The sequence below is a fragment of the Streptomyces sp. NPDC004788 genome, assembly GCF_053601115.1.
On sequence record NZ_JBSGBF010000036.1, the window covers coordinates 1 to 18,484 of the forward strand.

General features: G+C 70.3%; 16 protein-coding genes. 1 reads left to right on the forward strand and 15 read right to left on the reverse strand.

What is annotated here, in order from left to right:
• Positions 1-93 precede the first annotated feature (93 nt).
• The 14 genes from nuoN to ACWEJX_RS17955 are packed head-to-tail and all read right to left on the reverse strand — an operon-like array spanning position 94 to position 15,927.
• Positions 94-1,746 carry an NADH-quinone oxidoreductase subunit NuoN gene (gene nuoN, locus ACWEJX_RS17890; RefSeq protein WP_451608383.1) on the reverse strand — a complete coding sequence of 551 codons (1,653 nt, stop codon included), beginning with the start codon at positions 1,744-1,746 and terminating at the stop codon, positions 94-96.
• Positions 1,743-3,329, reverse strand: coding sequence for an NADH-quinone oxidoreductase subunit M (locus ACWEJX_RS17895; RefSeq protein ID WP_451608384.1), 1,587 nt, complete (start codon positions 3,327-3,329; stop codon positions 1,743-1,745). The genes nuoN and ACWEJX_RS17895 overlap by 4 nt, the downstream gene beginning before the upstream one ends.
• Before the next feature lie 5 nt (positions 3,330-3,334).
• Complete coding sequence (gene nuoL, locus ACWEJX_RS17900; RefSeq protein WP_451608385.1) at positions 3,335-5,275, reverse strand: NADH-quinone oxidoreductase subunit L; 1,941 nt, start codon at positions 5,273-5,275, stop codon at positions 3,335-3,337.
• Positions 5,276-5,285: 10 nt separating this feature from the next.
• Complete coding sequence (gene nuoK / locus ACWEJX_RS17905; RefSeq protein ID WP_389204911.1) at positions 5,286-5,585, reverse strand: NADH-quinone oxidoreductase subunit NuoK; 300 nt, start codon at positions 5,583-5,585, stop codon at positions 5,286-5,288.
• Positions 5,582-6,427: an NADH-quinone oxidoreductase subunit J gene (locus ACWEJX_RS17910; protein WP_451608386.1), complete on the reverse strand. Its 846-nt coding sequence runs from the start codon at positions 6,425-6,427 to the stop codon at positions 5,582-5,584. The genes nuoK and ACWEJX_RS17910 overlap by 4 nt, the downstream gene beginning before the upstream one ends.
• Positions 6,424-7,026 carry an NADH-quinone oxidoreductase subunit NuoI gene (gene nuoI / locus ACWEJX_RS17915; RefSeq protein ID WP_451608387.1) on the reverse strand — a complete coding sequence of 201 codons (603 nt, stop codon included), beginning with the start codon at positions 7,024-7,026 and terminating at the stop codon, positions 6,424-6,426. Before nuoI ends, ACWEJX_RS17910 begins: the two co-directional genes overlap by 4 nt.
• Positions 7,001-8,329: an NADH-quinone oxidoreductase subunit NuoH gene (gene nuoH / locus ACWEJX_RS17920; protein ID WP_451608449.1), complete on the reverse strand. Its 1,329-nt coding sequence runs from the start codon at positions 8,327-8,329 to the stop codon at positions 7,001-7,003. Before nuoH ends, nuoI begins: the two co-directional genes overlap by 26 nt.
• A gap of 29 nt (positions 8,330-8,358) precedes the next feature.
• Positions 8,359-10,842: an NADH-quinone oxidoreductase subunit G gene (locus ACWEJX_RS17925; protein ID WP_451608388.1), complete on the reverse strand. Its 2,484-nt coding sequence runs from the start codon at positions 10,840-10,842 to the stop codon at positions 8,359-8,361.
• On the reverse strand, positions 10,839-12,188 hold the full coding sequence (gene nuoF / locus ACWEJX_RS17930; RefSeq protein ID WP_403795174.1) for an NADH-quinone oxidoreductase subunit NuoF: 1,350 nt from the start codon (positions 12,186-12,188) through the stop codon (positions 10,839-10,841). The genes ACWEJX_RS17925 and nuoF overlap by 4 nt, the downstream gene beginning before the upstream one ends.
• A complete protein-coding gene (nuoE, locus tag ACWEJX_RS17935) occupies positions 12,188-12,904 on the reverse strand; it encodes an NADH-quinone oxidoreductase subunit NuoE (RefSeq protein WP_451608450.1) in 717 nt (238 codons plus the stop codon). Before nuoE ends, nuoF begins: the two co-directional genes overlap by 1 nt.
• Before the next feature lie 20 nt (positions 12,905-12,924).
• The gene (locus tag ACWEJX_RS17940; protein ID WP_451608389.1) at positions 12,925-14,271 is read right to left on the reverse strand and encodes an NADH-quinone oxidoreductase subunit D; all 1,347 of its coding nucleotides are present in this window, start codon (positions 14,269-14,271) and stop codon (positions 12,925-12,927) included.
• Complete coding sequence (locus tag ACWEJX_RS17945) at positions 14,268-14,999, reverse strand: NADH-quinone oxidoreductase subunit C (RefSeq protein WP_451608390.1); 732 nt, start codon at positions 14,997-14,999, stop codon at positions 14,268-14,270. Before ACWEJX_RS17945 ends, ACWEJX_RS17940 begins: the two co-directional genes overlap by 4 nt.
• Complete coding sequence (locus ACWEJX_RS17950; RefSeq protein WP_053654534.1) at positions 14,996-15,550, reverse strand: NuoB/complex I 20 kDa subunit family protein; 555 nt, start codon at positions 15,548-15,550, stop codon at positions 14,996-14,998. Before ACWEJX_RS17950 ends, ACWEJX_RS17945 begins: the two co-directional genes overlap by 4 nt.
• Before the next feature lie 17 nt (positions 15,551-15,567).
• Positions 15,568-15,927: an NADH-quinone oxidoreductase subunit A gene (locus tag ACWEJX_RS17955; RefSeq protein WP_030494815.1), complete on the reverse strand. Its 360-nt coding sequence runs from the start codon at positions 15,925-15,927 to the stop codon at positions 15,568-15,570.
• A 662-nt stretch (positions 15,928-16,589) separates the two neighbouring features.
• Between ACWEJX_RS17955 and ACWEJX_RS17960 the strand changes: the two genes are divergently transcribed.
• Positions 16,590-17,417, forward strand: a complete 828-nt coding sequence (locus ACWEJX_RS17960; RefSeq protein ID WP_451608391.1) for a C40 family peptidase — start codon at positions 16,590-16,592, stop codon at positions 17,415-17,417.
• Between the two features lie 85 nt (positions 17,418-17,502).
• Here ACWEJX_RS17960 and ACWEJX_RS17965 read toward each other — a convergent pair whose 3' ends face one another.
• On the reverse strand, positions 17,503-18,384 hold the full coding sequence (locus tag ACWEJX_RS17965; RefSeq protein WP_451608392.1) for an NAD(P)-dependent oxidoreductase: 882 nt from the start codon (positions 18,382-18,384) through the stop codon (positions 17,503-17,505).
• Between the last annotated feature and the right edge of the window lie 100 nt (positions 18,385-18,484).

Below are 18,484 nucleotides of genomic sequence, written 5' to 3' on the forward strand. Positions count from 1 at the left end.
GGATGGCCTGAACTCGAAACGTCGGTACGGCGACGGGCCCGGCCTCCCACGGGGGGAGGCCGGGCCCTTCGCCGTACCGGGCGACCACCACCGCTACCGCACGAACACCCCCGCCTGGCTCGCCAGGTCCAGGAAGTACTGCGGCGCCACACCCAGCACCAGCGTGACCACCACACCCGCCGTGATCGCCACCGACGTGAACGCCGACGGCACCGCGACCGTCGGGCCGTCCGCCTTCGGCTCGCTGAAGAACATCAGCACGATCACCCGGATGTAGAAGAACGCGGCGACCGCCGAGGACAGCACACCGACCACGACCAGCACGCCCGCGCCGCCGTCCGCCGCCGCCTTGAAGACCGCGAACTTCCCGGAGAAGCCCGAGGTCAGCGGGATGCCGGCGAAGGCGAGCAGGAACACCGCGAAGACCGCCGCGACGAGCGGCGAACGGCGGCCGAGCCCGGCCCACTTGGACAGGTGGGTGGCCTCGCCGCCCGCGTCCCGGACCAGCGTGACGACGGCGAAGGCGCCGATCGTCACGAAGGAGTAGGCCGCCAGGTAGAACAGCACGGACGAGAGACCGCTCGGCGTGGCCGCGATGACACCGGCCAGGATGAAGCCGGCGTGGGCGATCGACGAGTAGGCCAGCAGCCGCTTGATGTCGGTCTGGGTGATGGCGACGATCGCACCGCCCAGCATGGTGACGATGGCGACGCCCCACATGACCGGCCGCCAGTCCCAGGTGAGCCCCGGCAGCACCACGTACAGCAGGCGCAGCATCGCGCCGAACGCGGCGACCTTCGTGGCCGCGGCCATGAAGCCGGTGACCGGGGTCGGGGCGCCCTGGTAGACGTCCGGGGTCCACATGTGGAACGGCACGGCGCCGACCTTGAACAGCAGGCCCATCATCACCATGGCGAAGCCGATGAGCAGCAGCACGTCGTTGCCCATGGTGCCGGCGAGCGCCGGGTCGATCGCGGTGACGTCGCCGCTGACGACCTCGGCGATCGTGGCGTACGAGACGGAGCCCGCGTAGCCGTAGAGCAGCGCGATGCCGAAGAGCAGGAACGCCGAGGAGAAGGCGCCGAGCAGGAAGTACTTGACCGCGGCCTCCTGCGACATCAGCCGCTTGCGGCGGGCGACGGCGCACAGCAGGTACAGCGGCAGCGAGAAGACTTCCAGGGCGATGAAGAGCGTCAGCAGGTCGTTGGCGGCCGGGAAGACCAGCATGCCGGAGACCGCGAACAGGACCAGCGGAAAGACCTCGGTGGTGGTGAAGCCGGCCTTCACGGCCGCCTGCTCCTGCTCGCTGCCGGGGACGGCGGCGGCCTCGGCGGCGAAGGAGTCGACCTTGTGTCCGTGCCGGGCCGGGTCGAGCCGGCGCTCGGCGAAGGTGAACACCGAGACGATCGCGCCGAGCAGGATCACGCCCTGGAGGAACAGGGCGGGCCCGTCGACGGCGACGGCGCCCATGGCCGCGATGTGGGCCTTGGTGGAGCCGTAGCCGCCGGCGGCGAGACCGACGACCGCCGCGAAGGCGGCGGCGAGGGCGAGGACGCTCAGGAACACCTGGGCGTAGTGGCGGCTCCTGCGCGGCACGAACGCCTCGACGAGGACACTGATGACGGCCGCGCCCAGCACGATGAGCACGGGCGAGAGCTGGGTGTACTCGATGTGGGGTGCCGGGATCTTGTCGATCGGCCCGGCCGCCGCCGTCGTCCACAGGCTGTGGACAGCCATGGAACTCACTTGGCCGCCTCCAGGTTTCGAATCGGCACAGTCGGCCGGGGGTCCTTCTGCTGGACATCGGACATGGTGTGCTGGACCGCCGGGTTGACGACGTCCGTCAGCGGCTTCGGGAAGACCCCGAGGAAGATCAGTACGGCGATCAGCGGCGCCACCACCGCCAGCTCGCGCGGCCGCAGGTCGGGCAGCTTCCGGACCTCCTCCTTCACCGGGCCCGTCATCGTCCGCTGGTAGAGGACGAGGACGTACAGCGCGGCGAGGACGATGCCGGTGGTCGCGACGATGCCGGCCACCGGATAGCGCTCGAAGGTGCCGACGAGGACCAGGAACTCGCTGACGAACGGGGCGAGTCCGGGCAGCGAGAGGGTCGCGAGGCCGCCGATCAGGAAGGTGCCGGCGAGCACCGGGGCGACCTTCTGCACGCCGCCGTAGTCGCCGATGAGCCGCGAGCCGCGCCGGGAGATCAGGAAGCCGGCGACCAGCATCAGCGCGGCCGTCGAGACGCCGTGGTTGACCATGTAGAGCGTGGCGCCGGACTGGCCCTGGCTGGTCATCGCGAAGATGCCCATGATGATGAAGCCGAAGTGCGAGATCGACGCGTAGGCCACCAGGCGCTTCATGTCCCGCTGGCCGACGGCGAGCAGCGCCCCGTACACGATGCTGACGAGGGCGAGGACGACGATCGCCGGCGTGGCCCACTTCGACGCCTCGGGGAAGAGCCCGAGGCAGAAGCGGAGCATCGCGAAGGTGCCGACCTTGTCGACGACGGCGGTGATGAGGACGGCGACCGGCGCGGTGGCCTCCCCCATCGCGTTCGGCAGCCAGGTGTGCAGCGGCCACAGCGGCGCCTTCACCGCGAAGGCGAAGAAGAAGCCGAGGAAGAGCAGCCGCTCGGTGCTGGTCGCCATGTCGAGCGAGCCGCTCGCCCGCGCCGCCGTGATCTCCGTGAGGGAGAAGTTGCCGGCGACGACGTAGAGCCCGATGACCGCGGCCAGCATGATCAGGCCGCCGACCAGGTTGTAGAGCAGGAACTTGACCGCCGCGTACGAGCGCTGGGCCGCCGCGTTCTCCTCGGTGCCGCTGTGGGCGTGGTCGCCGAAGCCACCGATGAGGAAGTACATCGGGATCAGCATGGCTTCGAACAGGACGTAGAAGAGGAAGACGTCGGTGGCCTCGAAGGAGAGCACCACCATCGCCTCGACCATGAGGATCAGGCCGAAGAAGCCCTGGGTGGGCCGCCACCGCTTGGTCCCGGTCTCCAGCGGGTCGGCGTCGTGCCAGCCGGCCAGGATGACGAACGGGATGAGCAGCGCGGTGAGCGCGATCAGCGCCACCCCGATGCCGTCCACGCCCAGCTCGTAGCGGACCCCGAAGTCCTTGATCCAGGCGTGCGACTCGACGAGCTGGTAACGGTCGCCGCCGGGCTCGAACCGTACGAAGATCACGGCGGCGAGCACGAGCGTGGCGAGCGAGACGAGCAGCGCGAGCCACTTGGCGGCGGTGCGGCGGGCGGCGGGCACGGCGGCGGTGAGCACGGCGCCCACCGCGGGCACCGCCGCCGTCACCGTAAGGAGCGGAAAGGACATGACAGTTACACCGCCCTCATCAGCAGGGTCGCGGCGATGATCACGGCCGCGCCTCCGAACATGGAGACCGCGTACGACCGTGCGTAGCCGTTCTGGATCTTGCGCAGTCGGCCGGAGAGGCCGCCGACCGAGGCCGCGGTGCCGTTGACCACGCCGTCCACGAGGCTGTGGTCGACGTAGACCAGGGAGCGGGTCAGGTGGGTGCCGCCGCGGACGAAGACGACGTGGTTGAAGTCGTCCTGGAGCAGGTCGCGGCGGGCGGCCCGGGTGAGCAGCGAGCCGCGCGGGGCGACCACCGGCACGGGGCGGCGCCCGTACTGGAGGTAGGCGAGGCCGACGCCGAGGACCATGACCGCGACGGTGGCGGTGGTGATGGCGGCCGCGCCGATCGGCGGGTGGCCCTCCTCGAAGCCGGTGACCGGCTCCAGCCACTTCACGAAGCGGTCGCCGATGCCGAAGAAGGCTCCCGCGAAGACCGAGCCGAAGGCGAGCAGGACCATCGGGACCGTCATGGACTTCGGCGACTCGTGCGGGTGCGGCAGCTGTCCCGCGGCGTGCTCGGCGGCCGGTTCGGCGCTGGGCACCTGGTCGGCGTCCGGCGCGGGCTGCCAGCGCTTCTCCCCGAAGAAGGTCATGATCATCACGCGGGTCATGTAGTACGCGGTGATGGCCGCGCCGAGCAGGGCGGCGGAGCCGAGGATCCAGCCCTCGGTGCCGCCCTGGGCGAAGGCCGCCTCGATGATCTTGTCCTTGGAGAAGAAGCCGGACAGGCCCGGGAAGCCGATGATGGCGAGGTAGCCGAGGCCGAAGGTGACGAAGGTGACCGGCATGTACTTCCGCAGGCCGCCGTACTTGCGCATGTCGACCTCGTCGTTCATGCCGTGCATGACCGAGCCGGCGCCGAGGAACAGCCCGGCCTTGAAGAAGCCGTGGGTGACCAGGTGCATGATCGCGAAGGCGTACCCGACCGGGCCGAGGCCGGCCGCGAGGATCATGTAGCCGATCTGCGACATCGTCGAGCCGGCGAGCGCCTTCTTGATGTCGTCCTTCGCGCAACCGACGATCGCACCGAAGAGGAGCGTGACGGCGCCGACGATGGTGACGGCGAGCCGGGCGTCCGGAGCCGCGTTGAAGATGTCGGCGGAGCGGACGATCAGATAGACGCCGGCGGTCACCATGGTTGCGGCGTGGATGAGGGCCGAGACCGGGGTCGGGCCCTCCATCGCGTCACCGAGCCAGGACTGCAGCGGCACCTGGGCCGACTTGCCGCAGGCCGCGAGGAGCAGCATCAGCCCGATCGCGGTCAGCTTGCCCTCGCTCGCCTCGCCCGCCGACGCCAGGACCGGCCCGAAGGCGAAGGTCCCGAAGGTGGTGAACATCAGCATGACCGCGATCGACAGGCCCATGTCGCCGACCCGGTTGACGATGAACGCCTTCTTGGCGGCGGTGGCCGCGGTGGGCTTGTGCTGCCAGAAGCCGATCAGGAGGTACGAGGCGAGGCCGACGCCCTCCCAGCCGAAGTACAGCAGCAGGTAGTTGTCGGCGAGGACGAGCAGCAGCATCGCCGCGACGAACAGGTTGAGGTAGCCGAAGAAGCGGCGGCGCCGCTCGTCGTGCTCCATGTACCCGATCGAGTAGACGTGGATCAGCGTGCCGACGCCCGTGATGAGCAGGACGAAGGTCATCGACAGCTGGTCGAGCTGGAAGGCCATCTCCGCCTGGAAGCCCTCGACCGGGATCCAGGTGAACAGGTGCTGGTGCAGGGTCCGGTCGTCGGCGCTCTTCGAGAGCATGTCGGCGAACAGGGCGAGGCCGATCGCGAACGACGTGCCGGCGAGCAGGGTGCCGAGCCAGTGCCCGGTCTTGTCGAGCCGCCGCCCGCCGCACAGCAGGACGGCCGCTCCGAGCAGGGGCGCCGCGATCAGCAGCGCGATGAGGTTGTCCACGGTCAGCCCCTCACAGCTTCATCAGGCTGGCGTCGTCGACCGAGGCCGAGTGACGGGCACGGAAGACGGACACGATGATCGCGAGTCCGACGACGACCTCCGCGGCGGCGACGACCATCGTGAAGAAGGCGATGATCTGGCCGTCGAGGTTGCCGTGCATGCGGGAGAAGGTGACGAACGCGAGATTGCAGGCGTTCAGCATCAGCTCGACGCACATGAAGAGCACGATCGCGTTCCGTCGGATGAGCACCCCGATCGCGCCGATGGTGAACAGCAGGGCGGCGAGATACAGGTAGTTGACGGGGTTCACCGCGTGGCCTCCTCTCCGTCACGGATGTCCCGGACCGCGTCCCGGTCGCGGCCCAGGCGCTCCTCGGAGCGCTGCTCCAGGGCCTTGAGGTCCGCCAGCGCCTCCTGCGACACGTCCCGGATCTGGCCGCGCTTGCGCAGCGTCGAGATCACGGTGAGGTCGGCCGGGGTGCCGTCGGGCAGCAGGCCGGCGATGTCCACCGCGTTGTGCCGGGCGTAGACGCCGGGTGCGGGCAGCGGCGGCAGGTGCTTGCCCTCGCGCACGCGCTGCTCGGACAGCTCGCGCTGGGTGCGGGCGCGTTCGGTGCGCTCGCGGTGGGTGAGCACCATGGCGCCGACGGCGGCGGTGATGAGCAGGGCGCCGGTGATCTCGAAGGCGAAGACGTACTTGGTGAAGAGGAGGGCGGCGAGGCCCTCCACGTTTCCGCCGTGGGCCGTGTTGGCCGCGCCGAGCCCGTCGAACTCCTTCAGGGAGGCGTGGCCGAGACCGGCGATCAGCAGGATGCCGAAGCCGAGCCCGCAGGCGGCGGCCCACCAGCGCTGTCCCTTGATGGTCTCCTTCAGCGAGTCGGCGGCGGTGACGCCGACCAGCATGACGACGAAGAGGAACAGCATCATGATCGCGCCGGTGTAGACGACGATCTGGACGATGCCCAGGAAGTAGGCGCCGTTGGCGAGGTAGAACACCGCCAGGATGATCATGGTGCCGGCGAGGCAGAGGGCCGCGTGGACGGCCTTCTTCATCAGGATCGTGCACAGCGCGCCGATGACGGCGAAGGTGCCGAGCACCCAGAACTGGAACGCCTCACCGGTGGACGTGCTGTACGCCGCGAGCGCGCTCATGCGTCCACCTCCTCCGGGGCGTCCTCGCCCTTCTCTCCCTTGGAGACGGCGACCTGACGGACCGTGCCGGGCGCGGCCTCGGTGACGGAGCCGCGGTAGTAGTCCTGCTCGTCCGTGCCCGGGTAGAGGGCGTGCGGGGTGTCGACCATGCCCTCGGTGAGCCCCGCGAGGAGCTGCTCCTTGGTGTAGATCAGGTTCTCGCGGGAGGAGTCGGCCAGCTCGAACTCGTTGGTCATCGTCAGCGCGCGCGTGGGGCACGCCTCGATGCACAGGCCGCACAGGATGCAGCGGGCGTAGTTGATCTGGTACACCCGCCCGTACCGCTCGCCCGGCGAGTAGCGCTCCTCGTCGGTGTTGTCCGCGCCCTCCACGTAGATGGCGTCGGCCGGGCAGGCCCAGGCGCACAGTTCGCAGCCGACGCACTTCTCCAGACCGTCGGGGTGACGGTTGAGCTGGTGCCGGCCGTGGAAGCGGGGCGCCGTCGTCTTCTGCTGCTCCGGGTACTGCTCGGTCAGCCGCTTCTTGAACATGGCCTTGAAGGTCACGCCGAAGCCGGCCACCGGATTCTGGAAGTCAGACACCGTCCGTCTCCTTTCCATCACTCGCAGTAGCAGTATCGGGGCCACCACTGACAATCAGCTCCCGCTCGCCGCGGGGCCGACGCCGCGGTACGGGCGGCAGGGACTGTCCGGGCAGGGGCGGTACGGGGAAGCCGCCGGCCATCGGGTCGAACGGGGCCGGGGCGGGCGCCTTCGCGGCCTCGTCCTTCGCCTTCCGGTCGCGGAAGACGTCCACGACGAAGGAGAGCAGCAGCACCGCGAGGACGGCCCCGGCCACGTACAGCACGATCGTCTGGAAGTCGTAGTTCTCGTTGCGCAGCGCCCGGACGGTGGCGACGAGCATCAGCCACACCACGGAGACCGGGATGAGCACCTTCCAGCCCAGCTTCATCAGCTGGTCGTAGCGGACGCGGGGCAGCGTGCCGCGCAGCCAGATGAAGAAGAACAGCAGCAGCTGGACCTTGATGACGAACCACAGCATCGGCCACCAGCCGTGGTTGGCGCCCTCCCAGAAGCCGGAGATCGGCCACGGGGCGCGCCAGCCGCCCAGGAAGAGGGTGGTGGAGACGGCCGAGACGGTCACCATGTTCACGTACTCGGCGAGCATGAACAGCGCGAACTTGATCGACGAGTACTCGGTGTTGAAGCCGCCGACCAGGTCGCCCTCGGACTCCGGCATGTCGAAGGGGGCGCGGTTGGTCTCGCCGACCATCGTCACGACGTAGATGAGGAAGGAGACCGGGAGCAGCACGATGTACCAGCGGTCGGCCTGCGCCTCCACGATCGCCGAGGTCGACATCGACCCGGAGTAGAGGAAGACGGAGGCGAAGGCGGCGCCCATGGCGATCTCGTACGAGATCATCTGCGCGGCCGAGCGCAGTCCGCCGAGCAGCGGGTACGTGGAGCCGGACGACCAGCCGGCGAGGACGATGCCGTAGATGCCGACGGAGGCGACCGCGAGGATGTAGAGCATCGCGATCGGCAGGTCGGTGAGCTGCATCGTGGTGCGCTGGCCGAAGATCGACACCTCGTCGTCGGCCGGGCCGAACGGGATCACGGCGATCGCCATGAACGCCGGGATGGCGGCGACGACCGGAGCGAGGATGTAGACCGCCTTGTCGGCCCGCTTGACGATCAGGTCCTCCTTGAGCATCAGCTTGACGCCGTCCGCGAGGGACTGGAGGAGGCCCCAGGGGCCGTGCCGGTTGGGGCCGACGCGCAGCTGCATCCACGCGACGACCTTGCGCTCCCACACGATGGCGAGGAGCACGGTCACCATGAGGAACGCGAAGCAGAAGACGGCCTTGACCGCGACGAGCCACCAGGGGTCCGTGCCGAACATGGACAGGTCTTCCGCGGCGAGCAGCGTGTTCACGCCTCCACCACCTCCTTCGGGGTCGCCGGGCCGATGCGGACCAGGTCGCCGGGGCGGGCGCCGGTGTCGGTGAGGACGCCGTGGCCCGCGGAGTTCAGCGGGAGCCAGACCACCCGGTCGGGCATCTCGGTGACGGCCAGCGGGAAGGTCACCGAGCCGGCCGGGCCGGTGACTTCGAGGAGATCGCCGTCCTTGACGCCGGTGGCCTCCGCGGTGCCGGCGGAGAGCCGGGCGACGGCGGCGTGCCGGGTGCCGGCCAGCGCCTCGTCGCCCTCCTGGAGGCGGCCCAGGTCGAGCAGGAGGCGGTGTCCGGCGAGGACGGCCTCGCCGTCGCCGGGGCGGGCGGCGGCCTGGCCGGGCTCGGCCGGCTCGGTGGCCCGCTCGCCGGTCCAGCCGGCCAGCCGGTCCAGCTCGCGCCGGATCGACCGCAGGTCGGGCAGCCCCAGGTGGGCGTCCATCGCGTCGGCCAGCATGTGCAGCACGCGCGCGTCGGTCGGCGGCAGCGGCCGGGTCATGTGCTCCGGCTTCAGCGCCGCCTCGAAGAGCCGGGCCCGCCCCTCCCAGTTGAGGAAGGTGCCGGGCTTCTCGGCGACCGCCGCGACCGGCAGGACCACGTCGGCCCGCTCGGTGACCGCGCCGGGGCGCAGCTCCAGGGAGACGACGAAGGCCGCGTCGAGCGCCTCGCGGGCGCGGGCCGGGTCCGGCAGGTCGTCGACGTCGACGCCCGCGACGAGCAGGGCCGCGAGTTCGCCGGTGGCGGCGGCCTCGACGATCTGGCCGGTGTCGCGGCCGTAGCCGTGCGGCAGTTCGCGCACGCCCCACACGGCGGCGACCTCCTCGCGGGCGCGGGGATCGGTCGCGGGCCGCCCGCCGGGCAGCAGCGCCGGGATGGCGCCCGCCTCGACGGCGCCGCGCTCACCGGCCCGGCGCGGGATCCACACCAGCTTCGCGCCGGTGGCGGTCGCGGCCCGGACGGCGGCGGTCAGCGCGCCGGGCACCCCGGCGAGCCGCTCGCCGACGGCGATGACGGCGCCGTCCTGGCGCAGCGCCTCGGCGGCGGCGAGGCCGTCCGCGGAGAGCCCGACCCGGGAGGTGAGGGCGTCCAGCCACTCCGTCTCGGTGCCGGGCGCGGCGGCGAGCAGCGTGCCGCCGGCCTTCTCCAGGCCGCGGGTGGCGTGCGAGGCGACCGCGTAGGTCCGCTGCCCCTTCTTCCGCCACGCCTTGCGCAGCCGCAGGAAGACGCCGGGCGCCTCCTCCTCGGCCTCCAGGCCCACGAGGAGCACCACCGGAGCGGCTTCGAGCGAGGTGTACGTGACCCCGCTGCCGTCCAGGTCACGGCCGCGGCCCGCGACGACCGAGGCCAGGAAGTCGGCCTCCTCGCCCGAGTGGATCCGGGCCCGGAAGTCGACGTCGTTGGTGTCGAGGGCGACCCGGGCGAACTTGGCGTACGCGTAGGAGTCCTCGACCGTCAGCCGGCCGCCGGTCAGCACGCCGGTGCGCCCGCGCACGAGCCCGCGCGCCGCCGCCTCCAGGGCCTCCGGCCAGGACGCCGCCTCCAGGACGCCGGTCTCGGGATCGCGCACGAGCGGCGTGGTCAGCCGGTCGCGCTGCTGCGCGTACCGGAAGCCGAACCGGCCCTTGTCGCAGATCCACTCCTCGTTGACCTCGGGGTCGTCGGCGGCGAGCCGGCGCATGACCTTGCCGCGCCGGTGGTCGGTGCGGGTCGCGCAGCCGCCGGCGCAGTGCTCGCACACGCTCGGCGACGACACCAGGTCGAAGGGCCGGGCGCGGAAGCGGTACGCGGCGGAGGTCAGCGCGCCGACCGGGCAGATCTGGATGGTGTTGCCGGAGAAGTACGACTCGAAGGGGTCGCTGTTGCCGAGGCCGACCTGCTGGAGCGCGCCGCGCTCGATCAGCTCGATCATCGGGTCGCCGGCGACCTGCTGCGAGAAGCGGGTGCAGCGCGCGCACAGCACGCACCGCTCGCGGTCGAGCAGCACCTGCGTGGAGAGCGGGATCGGCTTCTCGTAGGTCCGCTTCTTCCCCTCGAAGCGGGACTCGGCCTGGCCGTGCGACATGGCCTGGTTCTGCAGCGGGCACTCGCCGCCCTTGTCGCAGACCGGGCAGTCCAGCGGGTGGTTGATGAGCAGCAGCTCCATCACGCCGTGCTGGGCCTTCTCGGCGACCGGCGAGGTCAGCTGCGACCTGACGACCATGCCGTCGGTGCAGGTGATGGTGCAGGACGCCATCGGCTTGCGCTGGCCCTCGACCTCGACGATGCACTGGCGGCAGGCGCCGGCCGGGTCGAGGAGCGGGTGGTCGCAGAAGCGGGGGATCTCGATGCCGAGCTGCTCGGCGGCGCGGATCACCAGGGTCCCCTTGGGGACGGAGATCTCGATGCCGTCGATGGTCAGCGTGACGAGGTCCTCAGGGGGCACCGCGGCACCTCCCCCTCCGGGGGCGGACGTGGTGACGGTCATGCGTTCACCTCCCGGTGCTTGTCCGCCCAGGCGGTCGACTTGGCGGGGTCGAAGGGGCAGCCCTTGCCCGTGATGTGCTGCTCGTACTCCTCGCGGAAGTACTTCAGCGAGGAGAAGATCGGCGAGGCGGCGCCGTCGCCGAGGGCGCAGAACGACTTGCCGTTGATGTTGTCGGCGATGTCGTTCAGCTTGTCGAGGTCGGACATGACGCCCCTGCCGGCCTCGATGTCGCGGAGCAACTGGACGAGCCAGTACGTGCCTTCGCGGCAGGGCGTGCACTTGCCGCAGGACTCGTGGGCGTAGAACTCGGTCCAGCGGGTCACCGCCCGCACCACGCACGTCGTCTCGTCGAAGCACTGCAGCGCCTTGGTGCCGAGCATGGAGCCGGCGGCTCCGACGCCCTCGTAGTCGAGCGGGACGTCGAGGTGCTCGTCGGTGAACATCGGGGTGGAGGAGCCGCCCGGGGTCCAGAACTTCAGCCGGTGGCCGGGCCGCATCCCGCCGCTCATGTCGAGGAGCTGGCGCAGGGTGATGCCGAGCGGGGCCTCGTACTGGCCGGGCGAGGCGACGTGGCCGCTGAGCGAGTAGAGCGTGAAGCCCGGGGACTTCTCGGTGCCCATCGACGTGAACCAGTCCTTGCCGCGGTTCAGGATCGCGGGAACCGAGGCGATGGACTCGACGTTGTTCACGACGGTGGGGCACGCGTACAGGCCGGCGACCGCGGGGAAGGGGGGACGCAGCCGGGGCTGGCCGCGGCGTCCTTCCAGCGAGTCGAGCAGCGCGGTCTCCTCGCCGCAGATGTACGCCCCGGCGCCGGCGTGCACGGTGACTTCGACGTCGAGCCCGCTGCCCAGGATGTTCCGGCCGAGGTAACCCGCCTCGTACGCCTCCCGCACGGCCTCGTGCAGGCGGCGCAGGACGGGCACGACCTCGCCGCGCAGATAGATGAAGGCGTGGCTGGACCGGATCGCGTAGCAGGCGATCACGATGCCCTCGATGAGGGAGTGCGGGTTGGCGAAGAGGAGGGGGATGTCCTTGCAGGTGCCGGGCTCGGACTCGTCGGCGTTGACGACGAGGTAGTGCGGCTTGCCGTCGCCCTGCGGGATGAACTGCCACTTCATGCCGGTGGGGAAGCCCGCGCCGCCGCGGCCGCGCAGGCCCGAGTCCTTGACGTACGCGATGAGGTCGTCGGGCGACATCGCGAGGGCCTTGCGCAGGCCCTCGTAGCCGTCGTGCCGGCGGTAGGTCTCCAGGGTCCACGAGTCGGGCTGGTCCCAGAAGGCCGACAGGACGGGTGAGAGCAGCTTCTCCGGGCTGCTGTTGTTGATCTCGGCCGCCAAGGTCATCACGCTCCCTCCCCACTGGCTGTCTCGCCGCGCGGGTGGACGATTCGGGTGGGCTGGGTCTCGCCCTTGGCCAGGCGCAGGCCGACGAGCGAGGCCGGTCCTGCGCCGCCGGACGCCTCGACGGCGCCCTCGCGCTCGTCGGGGAAGCCGGCCAGGATCCGGGCGGTCTCCTTGAAGGTGCACAGGGGCGCGCCGCGGGTGGGCGAGACGGGGCGGCCGGCCCGCAGGTCGTCGACGAGCCGCTTGGCCGACTCGGGCGTCTGGTTGTCGAAGAACTCCCAGTTGACCATCACGACGGGCGCGTAGTCGCAGGCCGCGTTGCACTCAATGTGTTCGAGGGTGACCTTGCCGTCGGGGGTCGTCTCGTCGTTGCCGACGGCGAGGTGCTCCTTGAGCTCCTCGAAGATGGCGTCGCCGCCCATGACCGCGCACAGGGTGTTGGTGCAGACGCCGACCTGGTAGTCGCCGGACGGCTTGCGGCGGTACATGGTGTAGAAGGTGGCGACGGCGGTGACCTCGGCGGTGGTGAGGTCCAGCATGTCGGCGCAGAACCGCATGCCGGTGCGGGTCACGTGGCCCTCCTCCGCCTGCACGAGGTGCAGCATCGGCAGGAGCGCGGAGCGGGACCCCGGGTAGCGGGCGATGATCGCCCGCGCGTCCTCCTCCAGCCGGGCGCGGACCTCGGCCGGGTAGTCGGGCGCGGGCAGCTGGGGCATCCCGAGACTCACGTTCTCCGTCATCGGTCGACGCCTCCCATCACGGGGTCGATGGACGCGACGGCGACGATGACGTCGGCGACCTGGCCGCCTTCGCACATCGCCGCCATGGCCTGGAGGTTGGTGAACGACGGGTCGCGGAAGTGGACCCGGTAGGGGCGGGTGCCGCCGTCGGAGACGACGTGGACGCCGAGTTCGCCCTTGGGCGACTCGACGGCCGCGTACGCCTGTCCGGCCGGGACCCGGAAGCCCTCGGTGACCAGCTTGAAGTGGTGGATCAGGGCCTCCATGGAGGTGCCCATGATCTTCTTGATGTGGTCGAGGGAGTTGCCGAGGCCGTCGGGGCCGAGGGCGAGCTGGGCGGGCCAGGCGATCTTCTTGTCGCCGACCATGACCGGTCCGGGCTCCAGCCGGTCGAGGCACTGCTCGACGATCCGCAGCGACTGGCGCATCTCCTCCAGGCGGACCAGGAAGCGCCCGTAGGCGTCGCAGCTGTCGGCGGTGGGCACCTCGAACTCGTAGTTCTCGTAGCCGCAGTACGGGTCGGTCTTGCGCAGGTCGTGCGGGAGGCCCGCGGAGCGCAGGATCGGTCCGGTGGCGCCGAGGGCCATGCAGCCGGTGAGGTCGAGGTAGCCGACGTCCTGCATGCGGCCCTTGAAGATGGGGTTGCCGGTGGCGAGCTTGTCGTACTCCGGCAGGTTCTTCCGCATCGTCTTCACGAACTCGCGCACGGCGTCGACGGCGCCGGGCGGGAGGTCCTGGGCGAGGCCGCCGGGCCGGATGTAGGCGTGGTTCATGCGCAGGCCGGTGATCAGCTCGTACAGGTCCAGGATCATCTCGCGGTCCCGGAAGCCGTAGATCATGATCGTGGTGGCGCCGAGCTCCATGCCGCCGGTGGCGATGCAGACCAGGTGCGAGGAGAGCCGGTTGAGCTCCATGAGGAGCACCCGGATGATGCTGGCCCGGTCCGGGATGTCGTCGGTGATGCCGAGCAGCTTCTCCACGGCGAGGCAGTACGCCGTCTCGTTGTAGAACGAGGTGAGGTAGTCCATGCGGGTGACGAAGGTGGTGCCCTGCGTCCAGGTCCGGTACTCGAGGTTCTTCTCGATGCCGGTGTGGAGGTAGCCGATGCCGCAGCGGGCCTCGGTGACGGTCTCGCCGTCGATCTCCAGGATGAGCCGGAGCACGCCGTGGGTGGACGGGTGCTGGGGGCCCATGTTGACGACGATGCGCTCGTCGTCGGCCTTGGCGGCGGACTGGACGACCTCGTCCCAGTCGCCGCCGGTGACCGTGTAGACCGTGCCCTCGGTGGTCTCGCGCGCGTCGGACGCGTCGGGGCTCTGCGCGGTGTTCTCTGCCGTGTTCACGAGTACGACCTCCGCTGGTCCGGAGCCGGGATCTGGGCGCCCTTGTACTCGACGGCGATGCCGCCGAGCGGGTAGTCCTTGCGCTGCGGGTGGCCCTGCCAGTCGTCCGGCATCATGATCCGGGTGAGGGCGGGGTGGCCGTCGAAGACGATGCCGAAGAAGTCGTACGTCTCGCGCTCGTGCCAGTCGTTGGTCGGATAGACCGCGACGAGCGACGGGATGCGCGGCTCGGCGTCGGGGGCCGAGACCTCCAGGCGGATCAGCCGGCCGTGGGTGAGCGAGCGCAGGTGGTAGACGGCGTGCAGCTCGCGGCCCTTGTCGCCGGGGTAGTGGACGCCGGAGACGCCCGTACACAGCTCGAAGCGCAGGGCGGGGTCGTCGCGCAGGGTGCGGGCGACCCGGACGAGGTGCTCGCGCGCGATGTGGAAGGTGAGCTCGCCGCGGTCGACGACCGTCTTCTCGATGGCGTTCTCGGGGACCAGGCCCTGTTCCTCCAGGGCGCCCTCCAGCTCGTCGGCGACCTCGTCGAACCAGCCGCCGTAAGGGCGGGTGGCCTCGCCGGGAAGTCTGATCGAGCGGACCAGGCCGCCGTAGCCCGAGGTGTCGCCGCCGTTGTCGGCGCCGAACATGCCGCGCTGGACGCGGACCTCCTCGCCGTGCTCCCCGCGCTGGCCCGGCAGGTTCTGGGCGCTCAGCTCCTTCTCGGGGTTGGGTGTCTCGTCGCTCACCGGAGCAGACCCTTCATCTCAATGGTGGGCAGCGCCTTGAGCGCCGCCTCCTCCGCCTCGCGGGCCGCCTCCTTGGCGTTCACGCCGAGCTTGGAGGTCTGGATCTTCTGGTGGAGTTTGAGGATCGCGTCCATCAGCATCTCCGGGCGCGGCGGGCAGCCCGGCAGGTAGATGTCGACCGGGACGATGTGGTCGACGCCCTGGACAATCGCGTAATTGTTGAACATTCCGCCCGAGGACGCGCAAACCCCCATGGAGATGACCCACTTGGGGTTCGGCATCTGGTCGTAGACCTGTCGCAGGACGGGCGCCATCTTCTGGCTGACGCGGCCGGCGACGATCATCAGGTCGGCCTGGCGCGGCGAGCCGCGGAAGACCTCCATGCCGAAGCGAGCCAGGTCGTAGCGGCCGGCGCCGGTCGTCATCATCTCGATGGCGCAGCAGGCGAGGCCGAAGGTCGCGGGGAAGACGGACGCCTTCCGGACCCAGCCCGCGGCCTGTTCGACGGTCGTCAGCAGGAAACCGCTCGGCAGCTTCTCTTCGAGTCCCATGGGTGCTCCTCAGCCCCTCAGTCCCATTCCAGGCCGCCGCGCCGCCACACGTAGGCGTAGGCGACGAAGACGGTGAGCACGAAGAGCAGCATCTCCACGAGCCCGAAAAGCCCCAGGGCGTCGAAGGTGACGGCCCAGGGGTAGAGGAAGACGATCTCGATGTCGAAGACGATGAAGAGCATCGCCGTCAGGTAGTACTTGATCGGGAAGCGACCGCCCCCGGCCGGCGTCGGCGTGGGTTCGATGCCGCACTCGTACGCCTCAAGTTTTGCCCTGTTGTACCGCTTTGGCCCGATTAGCGTGGCCATGACCACGGAGAAGATCGCAAACCCGGCTCCCAGGGCACCGAGCACGAGGATGGGCGCGTACGCATTCACGCTCCTCGCTCCTTCCAGTCGTCCTTGACCGTTGGACCGCACCGCCGGGGCCCTGAAAGATCGCCCCCATGTGAGGCAGTTCACAAGCCCGGCTGCCGCGTATCTTAAGCCCGCCCCTCTGTGATCTGCGACACGGGGTACACCAACGACTTTGTGATCTCCACCACCTGACGAAGGATCATGAAGTCGGATGAGCGGTGATCTTGCCACTCGAAGCGCCCAGGTGATCACCAGATGTGACACCCGTACCGGAAATCGCTGGTCGAGAGGGGTGTCGCACTATCAAGAGTTGGGCCCTACAGGCAAATTGGCACTGAGGCGCGGACGAGTGATAAGGGAACCGGCCGTCGCCCGGTCGAGGGGTCCGGTGTACCGCGGTGGACGTGTGCACGCGTTCACGAGCCGGGATGTGACCTGCGTCACTCGATCCCGGTCGCCAGAAGAACGGGGCTTGGCCATCGACGTGAAGAGGTGGTAAGCGGCGGGCAATTCGGACGTTTCATTGAAAACACGTGATCAAGAGGGTGTTGAGCCCTGACCGATTTGCCCGTTACGGCGTCAATAAGGGTGTCAGAGAAGCGGATTAAGTGGTTCCGTACGTAACTGTGGCGCAACCCACGTTTCTTGAAGGGAACCCTGAAGCCCTGATAGCGGTTGTTCTCATGTCCCAGACCGCTCACATACGTAGCCACCGGAAGCCCCGACAGAGCGCCTCGAAGCTCGCGCTCCGGGCCGGAGTTGCCGGTGGCGTTCTCAGCACCATCGCGGTGGCCGGTGCCGCCGCGCCGGCGAACGCCGAGCCGGTGACCGAGAAGACCCTCGAGATGCCCACCCTGGGCTCCCTCGACGCCGATCTCGCCAGCGCCGTCTCCGCCTCCGCCGAGGCGTCCCAGCAGGAGGCCCTGGACCAGGCGCTCGCCTCCCAGGAGGACGCGGCGCTGCAGAAGGCCGCGAAGGACGCCAAGAAGGCCAAGGCGGAGGCCGAGCGCAAGGCCGAGGCCGAGCGCGCCGAGAAGGCCCGCGCCGAGGCCCGCGAGCGCGCCTCCCGTACCGCGACGCGCACCTCGCTCTCCGCGGGCTCCTCGTCGTCGTACAGCTCCATGTCGAGCACCGGCAGCAGCGCGCAGGTCGCCACCGGCTCCGCCGCCGCGATCGTGGCCTTCGCCAAGGCCCAGATCGGCGACGCCTACGTCTCCGGCGGCACCGGTCCCAACTCCTGGGACTGCTCCGGCCTCGTGCAGGCCGCCTACCGCCAGGCCGGCATCGACCTGCCGCGCATCTCCTACGAGCAGTCGAGCATGGGCACCTCCGTCTCCCTGAGCAACCTGCAGCCGGGCGACGTCCTCTACTGGGGTTCCCGCAGCGGCTCGTACCACGTCGCCATCTACGTCGGCGGCGGCAAGTACGTCGGCGCGCAGAACCCGTCCACCGGCGTCGTCGAGCGCGACCTGGACTGGGACCCGCCGTCGGGCGCGGTGCGCATCCTCTGATCGCGCGCACAGACTCGTACGAGACGAAGGGCCGTCACTCCTCGGGGGAGCGACGGCCCTTCGCCGTTTCATCCTAAAGAGGACGCTACTTCCGGAATGCCTCGATGATCCGGGCGTAGCTGTCGCCGCCGTGCCCGGCCGCCACCGCCCGCCTCATCATCTCCAGGTGCAGCTCCGGCAGCCCGTTGTCCACGCCCCGCTCCTCGCCCGCGTGCAGCAGATGCGCGATCGAGGCCACGTGGACGTCGAGCGTCGCGTCGTCGCCCGGGTACTCCCCCGCGTCGATCTGCTCCGCGTACGTGGTCACGAACCAGGCCAGCGTGCGCAGCCAGCGCACCGCCACGCCCGCGAACTCCTTCGCCGGCACGCCGTCGGCGCCGGTCAGCGCGGTGGCGTGCAGCCAGCCGCCGAACACCGACCACATCATGCCGAGCAGCCCGGCGTCGTACAGCGAGGCGAGGCCCGCGTCCGCGCCCAGGTCCACCGGGTCGCCGAGCACGGCGAGCGCCGGGCGGTGCGCGGCGAGCAGCTCGGGCCCGCCCGCGTAGAGGATCAGGCTGTCGCTGTTCCCGATGCCGGGCGGGGTGGTCATGATGCCGCCGTCGAGGTAGCCGATGCCGTGCCCGGCGGCCCACTCGGCCTCCGCGCGGGCCTGCTCGGGCGAGCCGGAGGTGAGGTTGACCAGGACCCGGCCGCTCAGCCCGGCGGCGACCGGGTCGAGCAGGGCGCGGACGGCCGGGTAGTCGAGGACGCAGACCACGACGAGCTCGCTCGCCGCGACCGCCTCGGCGACGGTGGCGGCACGGCGGGCGCCCCGGGCGACGAGGGCGTCGGCGCGGGCCGGGGTGCGGTTGAAGACGGTGGTGGGGTGGCCGGCGTCGAGGAAGGCGGCGGCGAGGGCCGTGCCCATCCGTCCGAGGCCGATGACGGTGACGGGCTGGTGGGTGCTCGCGTGCGAAGTGGTCATGGCTCCACGCTCGCAGTGGCCGGATCCGGCCGACAGGAGACGGACTGCCGCCTGCCGCACCATTCCTGCCATAGGCTCGCGATCATGAGCGACAGGGACT

Bases quoted from the DNA above. Each gene is read 5' to 3' on its own strand.
- ACWEJX_RS17895 (WP_451608384.1), bottom strand. From the start codon at position 3,329: ATGTCCTTTCCGCTCCTTACGGTGACGGCGGCGGTGCCCGCGGTGGGC.
- ACWEJX_RS17910 (WP_451608386.1), bottom strand. From the start codon at position 6,427: ATGAGCGCGCTCGCGGCGTACAGCACGTCCACCGGTGAGGCGTTCCAG.
- nuoI (WP_451608387.1), bottom strand. From the start codon at position 7,026: ATGGAAAGGAGACGGACGGTGTCTGACTTCCAGAATCCGGTGGCCGGC.
- nuoH (WP_451608449.1), bottom strand. From the start codon at position 8,329: ATGTTCGGCACGGACCCCTGGTGGCTCGTCGCGGTCAAGGCCGTCTTC.
- ACWEJX_RS17925 (WP_451608388.1), bottom strand. From the start codon at position 10,842: ATGACCGTCACCACGTCCGCCCCCGGAGGGGGAGGTGCCGCGGTGCCC.
- nuoF (WP_403795174.1), bottom strand. From the start codon at position 12,188: ATGACCTTGGCGGCCGAGATCAACAACAGCAGCCCGGAGAAGCTGCTC.
- nuoE (WP_451608450.1), bottom strand. From the start codon at position 12,904: ATGCCCCAGCTGCCCGCGCCCGACTACCCGGCCGAGGTCCGCGCCCGG.
- ACWEJX_RS17950 (WP_053654534.1), bottom strand. From the start codon at position 15,550: ATGGGACTCGAAGAGAAGCTGCCGAGCGGTTTCCTGCTGACGACCGTC.
- ACWEJX_RS17960 (WP_451608391.1), top strand. From the start codon at position 16,590: ATGTCCCAGACCGCTCACATACGTAGCCACCGGAAGCCCCGACAGAGC.
- ACWEJX_RS17965 (WP_451608392.1), bottom strand. From the start codon at position 18,384: ATGACCACTTCGCACGCGAGCACCCACCAGCCCGTCACCGTCATCGGC.